The sequence below is a fragment of the Pseudomonas sp. NBRC 111130 genome, assembly GCF_001320485.1.
In the GTDB taxonomy this organism is placed as follows: domain Bacteria; phylum Pseudomonadota; class Gammaproteobacteria; order Pseudomonadales; family Pseudomonadaceae; genus Aquipseudomonas; species Aquipseudomonas vlassakiae.
Genome location: NZ_BCBG01000105.1, coordinates 1 through 6,313 on the forward strand (window position 1 = coordinate 1; position 6,313 = coordinate 6,313).

5 protein-coding genes are annotated in these 6,313 nt (G+C 65.1%); all 5 read right to left on the reverse strand.

Annotation, left to right across the window (positions count from 1 at the left end; all coding sequences use genetic code 11):
• Nucleotides 1–205: 205 nt before the first annotated feature.
• Nucleotides 206–1,612 (reverse strand): amino acid permease, encoded by a 1,407-nt coding sequence (locus tag APH33_RS25440; protein WP_054887805.1) that lies wholly within the window; start codon nucleotides 1,610–1,612, stop codon nucleotides 206–208.
• A gap of 126 nt (nucleotides 1,613–1,738) precedes the next feature.
• Nucleotides 1,739–3,991: a hybrid sensor histidine kinase/response regulator gene (locus tag APH33_RS25445; protein ID WP_054887806.1), complete on the reverse strand. Its 2,253-nt coding sequence runs from the start codon at nucleotides 3,989–3,991 to the stop codon at nucleotides 1,739–1,741.
• Entirely contained in the window at nucleotides 3,988–4,752 is a 765-nt protein-coding gene (locus APH33_RS25450; RefSeq protein ID WP_054887807.1) for an ABC transporter substrate-binding protein, read from the reverse strand. The genes APH33_RS25445 and APH33_RS25450 overlap by 4 nt, the downstream gene beginning before the upstream one ends.
• Complete coding sequence (locus APH33_RS25455; RefSeq protein ID WP_054887808.1) at nucleotides 4,749–5,465, reverse strand: response regulator; 717 nt, start codon at nucleotides 5,463–5,465, stop codon at nucleotides 4,749–4,751. Before APH33_RS25455 ends, APH33_RS25450 begins: the two co-directional genes overlap by 4 nt.
• A 76-nt stretch (nucleotides 5,466–5,541) precedes the next feature.
• Complete coding sequence (locus APH33_RS25460) at nucleotides 5,542–6,189, reverse strand: TetR family transcriptional regulator C-terminal domain-containing protein (RefSeq protein WP_054887809.1); 648 nt, start codon at nucleotides 6,187–6,189, stop codon at nucleotides 5,542–5,544.
• Between the last annotated feature and the right edge of the window lie 124 nt (nucleotides 6,190–6,313).

The window sequence follows — 6,313 nt, forward strand, 5'->3', positions numbered from 1 at the left end:
CAAGGCGGTCCCTGTTGGCTTCACAGGAGAGATTGGCCCGAAACAGATGTGGGAGCGGGCTTGCCCGCGATGCGCCGCGCGGGCGGCGCTCGATCTCACAGGCCCTGCAAAAACCCCGGCGAGCACCTGTCAGCCCTCACCCAATCCCCCGCCATGCGCCTGTCAGCCCTCACCCAATCCCCCACCATGCACCACCAAACCCGTCTCACGCCACCGGCACTTCCACCCCCACGCCATGACGCTTGCGCTGCACCAGGAAGTAAGCCGCATAACACAGCGCAATAAAGCCAAAGCCCCAATACAACGAAGGCCGCTGCGTCTCATCCATGGCCAGGAACACGAACAGCGAACTGCACAGGGTGATGCACAGCAACGGTACCAGCGGGTACAGCGGCGCGCGATACTTGAGATCGCTCAGCTGGCCACCTTCGCTCAGGAACTGCTTGCGGAAGCGGTACTGCGCCAGGGCAATGACGATCCAGGTCACCGTGCCAGACATGCCGCTCACCGCCATCAGCACCATGAACAGGGTGTCTGCGGCAATGAAGCTGGTCATCAGCGACACCAGCGCAAAGCACAGGGTGATGAACAAGGCGCGCAGTGGTACGCCACGGCTGCTCAGCGGCGACAGGCTGCGCGGTGCCATGCCGGTCTTGGACATCGCCCAGAGGATGCGGGTGGAGGCATACAGGCCGGAGTTGCCCACCGACAGGATCGCGGTGAGGATGACGAAGTTCATCAGGTCTGCGGCGTAAGGAATGCCGACCATGTCGAACACCTGCACGAACGGGCTTTCCATCAGCCCGGCCTGCTGCCACGGCACGATCGCCGACAGCACCACGATCGCCAGCACGTAGAAGATCAGCACGCGGAACACCACGTTGCGCACGGCCCGCGGGATGCTCTTGTCCGGCTGGTCGGTCTCGCCCGCCGCCACCCCCATGATCTCGCAGCCCTGGAAGGCGTAGACCACGGTCATCATCACCGCGAACACCGCTGACAGGCCGTTGGGGAACAGCGAATCGCCGATCAGGTTGCTCATCATCGGCGCCGGCGCCCCGCTGTTCAGCGAAATGCCACCGAAGATCACCAGCACACCGACGATGATGAAGCCGAGGATCGCCGCCACCTTGATCCCCGAGAACCAGTATTCCGCCTCGCCGAAGGCGCGGGTGGCCAAAGCGTTGATGCCGAACAGCACGGCAACGAACAGCGCCGACCAGTACCAGATCGGCACTTCCGGGAACCAGCGCGTCATCAGCATGCCTGCGGCAGTGAACTCGAGGCCCACGGTGGTCGCCCAGCTCATCCAGTACACCCAGCCAATCATGAAACCGGTGGCCGGGCCGATGAATTTCGTCGCATGGGCCTGGAACGAACCGGACACCGGCATCTGCACCGACAGTTCACCCAGGCAGACCATCACCAGGTACATCAGGAAACCGGCGACCAGGTAGGCCAGGATCGCGCCCACTGGCCCGCCCTGGTTGATGGTCACCCCCGAGCCCATGAACAGCCCGGTACCGATCACGCCACCCAGCGAGAGCATGAAGATGTGCCGGCTCTTCAATGCCCGCGTGAGGTGAATACCTTCAGCTTTACGGCCTTTCATTATTATTATCTCCAATAAGCGTCGAAGACCGCGTGTGCAGCGGTTGAGTCCGATTATTGGAAGGCGATGTAAGGCCCGGTTGATCGTAAAGATCAAAGATGTAAAAAGTCGTAAGGATTTTGTCGCTCAGGCGGCCAGCAACGCGGCGAGGGTGTCTTCGGCACGCTGCAATTGTTCGCCCAGCAACGCCCCCATGGCCCGTACCCCCGCCTTGTCACGGGCCAGGGCACGCGCTTCCAGTTCGCGCAAGGTCACCGCCAGGCCGCACAGGCCCATGGAATCGCTGCTGCCGGCCAGCCGATGGGCCAGGTGGGTCACCTCGGTGCAGTCCCCCGCCTCGGCCGCTTCGAGCAAGGGCATGCGCTGTTGCGCCAGGCTGTCCTGCAAGCCGGCCAGCAAGCCTTGCAGCTTCTGCTCGCCAAGCAGCGTGCGGTGCATGCTCAGCAACCCCTGGTCAAGCCAGACGGAGGTTGCCGGCGCCGCCTCCTGGCATTGCCCCGCCAGGGCTTGGCGCAGGCTGGCCAGCTTCAGCGGCTTGCCCAGCACCCCCTGCATGCCGGCATCCAGGTAGGCCCGCACCAACCCCGGCTGGACGCTGGCGGTCAGCGCCAGGATGCGCGTTTCGCGGTTGGGCGTGGCGCCGGCACGCAGCTGCCGGCACAGCTCCACGCCGCTGATGCCTGGCAGGTGCACATCCAGCAGAAGCACGTCGAAGCGCTGCCGTGCACACAGTTGCAAACCCTGTTCGGCATCCTCCGCCAGCCAGACCTTGTGCCCGTCACGCGCCAGCAGCCCGCTGACCACCTCACGGTTCAAGGCCACGTCTTCCACTACCAGGATGTCCAGTGGCGCCGCGCCGGCAGCGGCCGCCGCCATGGCTTGGGGCGCCTGCGCCGTCTCGAGCTCCACCTCCAGCCAGAAGCAGCTGCCCTCCCCCTCGCGGCTGCGCACGCCGATCTGCCCGGCCATCTGCTCGACCAGGTGCTTGCTGATCGCCAACCCCAGGCCGGTGCCGCCATAGCGCCGGGCAACCGCCTCGCTGGCCTGGACGAAACGCTCGAAGATCTTCGGCTGCATCGCCTCGCAGATACCGATGCCGTCGTCGGTGACACTCAGGCGCAGGCGCTGCCGCCCGGGTTGCCCCTGCATCACCTGGACTTCGACCAGGATCTCGCCGCCCTCGGTGAACTTGATGGCATTGGCCAGCAGGTTGCTCAGGACTTGGCGCAGGTACTGCTCGGCGCCGTGCTGGTACGCCGCCAGTTGCGGGTCGATGCGGCACAGCACCAGGCTGTCGTTGGCCAGCGCACGGGGTTCGAGCAAGGTCACGACCTCGGCGCACAACTGGCGCAGGGAGAAATCCACCGCCTCGGGACGGCTTTCGCCTTCTTCCAGGCGGGCAAAATACAGCACCTCGTTGAGGATGCTCAGCAGCCCGTCACCGGCCTTGTACAGTGCCTCCAGGCGTTGCCGGTCGGGCGCCGCGAGGCCGGCGCCACGCAGCAGCTCGGCCATGCCGAGAATGCCGTTGAGCGGCGTGCGCAGTTCATGGCTCATGGTAGCGAGGAAGCGCGACTTGGCCAGGTTGGCTGCCTCGGCATCGTCCTTGGCACGCATCAGGCTCGCCGTGCGCCGCTCGACCTGCTTCTGCAACTCGTCACGCTTGTCCTGCAAGGCCAGCCGGTCGGTTTCGCGGCGTTCGCTGTCTCTGAGGATGGCCCGGCGCATGTCGTCCAGGGCCAGGGCCACGCTGTCGATTTCGTCGGTATGGGGTGAACGGCGCTTGTTCAGGCGCAGGGGCTCGTGCCATTGCCCGGCACCGATGCGCCGGGCGAAGTCGGCCATGACCTGCAGGTGACGGGTGACCAGGCGATAGAACAAACCCGACAGTGCCAGGGCCAGCCCGCAGAGGAACACGCTCATCCACAACAGGCTGGTCAGGCCGGTAGCGAACAGCCGGCGGTGCACAGCGCCCAGGTCAGTGCTCACTTCCAGCTCACCCAAATGGCGCGCAGGCCCTGAAGGCGGCTGATAGTCCAAGGCAAAACGCTCGATCCGCAACGGCCCCTGCGGGCTCGGCTCGCCCTGCTGCAAGCTGAAGTCGGCGCTGCTCAGGCGCACCCGCGCCACATCGGAAAAATCCACCAGCCCACGCAACTGCACGTTCAGCTGCTCCTGGTTCAGGTCCCACAGGCTGCGCTCCAGGCTGGCCAGGTAGCCGGCACGGATCAACGCCATGCGCGCATCGATCTCGCGCATCTCACGGCGGTACTCGAAATACAGCTGCACGCTGCTGGCCAGCACCGTGAAGCACAGGCTGAACAGCAGGATGAACAGCAACAGCCGCCGCAGCAGGCCCCCCGGTTGCAGGCGGTTCATGGCTGGTTGACCATGTCGCGGTAGGTGACTTCGCTTTCATGCAGCCAGCGCTCCAGTTCGCCGGCGTCAACCATCTTCTGCAGTTGCGCGTCGATGTCGCCCATCCGCTCGCTCAGCGGCGAGTGGCGCGACACCGCCACGCGCAGGTAGTCGACGCTCAGTGCCGGTGGCAGCGCAACGATGTCCTGGGCCCCTGCCAGGTGCTCGACGAACAGCTGGCCGGTACGCCGCTCCTGGACCACAAAGTCGATACGCCCGCGAATCAGCTTGCCGAAGTTCTGCCCGCTGTCCGAAACCCATTCGATGTTCTGGTGCTGCGCCACGAAGCGGTCGAATGCCTGGCCATAGCTTTCGCCGAACAATAGCCCGCCGCGGTATCTGGCCAGGTCTTCGAGCTGGTCGAACTGCAGCGGATGCTGCCGGTTGGCGAACACCGCCACCTCCTCGCGCAGCACCGGCACCTGGGAAAAGCGCATCGACTTGGCACGCTGCTCCGAGGCGTAGGCCAGCACCACATCCACCCGCCCTTCGGCAGCGTCGAGCAGGCAGCGTTGCCAGTTGCCCAACACCACCATCTCGACCCGATAGCCCAGCCGCCCGAACAGCTCGCGCACCACCGTGGGGGCCAGCCCGCGCGGCTGTTTGCCATCGCTCCAGGACACCGGTGGGTAAACCGGGTAATCGCAATAGCGCACGCTGTCGGCGGCCTGCAGCGCAGCACTGGCCAACAGCGCCAGCAGGCCGAACAGGAACGGGCTCACGCGGCCACGCTGGCGGTGAACAGGTAACCGGCGCCGTGGATGGTGATGATCAGTTCAGGCTCGGCGGGGTCGTCGTGCAGCTTGCGCCGCAGGCGGCCGACCAGCACGTCGATGGAACGGTCGTTGGGCACCCATTCACGGTTGCGGATCTGGTCCATCAGCTGGTCGCGGCTCAGGGTATGGCCGCTGTTGCGCAAGAACACGCTGAGCAGCTGGAACTCGCCGTGGGTCAACAGGGTTTCGCCGCCCTGCGCATCGATCAGGCGGCGGCGGTCGCAGTCCAGCGACCAGTCGCCGAACTGTTTGAGGGTGACGCTAGCCACGCTGGCTGGCCGCGCGCCTTGGGCGTGGCGCACGCGACGGATCAGGTTCTTGGCGCGGGATACCAGTTCGCGAGGGTTGAGCGGTTTGCTGACATAATCGTCAGCGCCGCATTCCAGGCCAACGATGCGGTCGATCTCGTCGTTGCGCCCGGTGATCAGGATGATCCCCACTTCCGAACGCACCCGCAGTTCACGGGTCAGGGTCAGGCCGTCCTTGCCGGGCAGGCGGATGTCGAGCATCACCAGTTCCACCGGCTGCTCGCTCAGCAGCGTTTCGGCCTGTTCCGCCGTAGCGGCACAGTGGACGGTATAGCCCTCCTGGGACAGGTAAGCCTGGAGCAAGTCACGAATCAGCGGATCGTCATCGACGACCAGTACCTGAGAGGTCATTGCGGTTAGTCCTGAAGTGCCCGAAGGCGATATTTTTATTAGAGTGAGCCAAGACTAGCGATTGCTGAACGGTCGATCAACAGCCCTCGGTGGCGGTACTGAAGCGTTGCCGACCGCCGGCCTGCAAGCCATCGACCCAGGCCTCGCAGATCTGCACGCCCTGGGCCGGGGTAAAGGTGCCCGGGTTCAGCCCGGACTCCAGCCACAGGCCATCGAGCAAGGCGCTGAGGCTGATGGCCGCGAGGTCGGCATCGAAGTGTTGCCAGCCCTCCTCCCGCGCAAGTTCGGCAAGCAGCGTGCCCAGTTCGCGGCGGTATTCGCCATAGGAGTGGTCGTGCACCTGGTTGATCGCCTCGGCGGTCTTCACCGCGCCCCAGAACGCCAGCCACGCATCGAGCAGCTGCGGGTCGAGCAGTTCGGCGCTGAACGAGCCACGGAAGAAGGCCGACAACCGCTCGCGGGCGTTGGGCGCGGCCTGGGCCATGGCCTCGCGCAGCAGGTGCATGACCCGGCCGGTGACCGCCATGTAGGCTTCGGCGACCAGCTCGTCCTTGCCCGAATAATGGTGGCTGATCAGGCCTACCGAGACACCGGCTTCGGCGCAGATCTTGCGGATCGATGCGCCCTGGAAACCATGGCGCTTCAGGCAGGCCAGGGTGGCCTCGACCAGATTGGCCTTGCGCAGTTCGGGCAGCATGCGGCTGAAGCGGGCTTCCTGGGTCATCGGGGGCTCTCGTGGGTCGAATAGTTGAACGACTGTATAGCAACTCGCCTCGGTCGCGAAAGGCTGTTTATACTCGGCCACCCTGACAATAACAAAGGCACTGCCATGACCGACCTGATCCAGC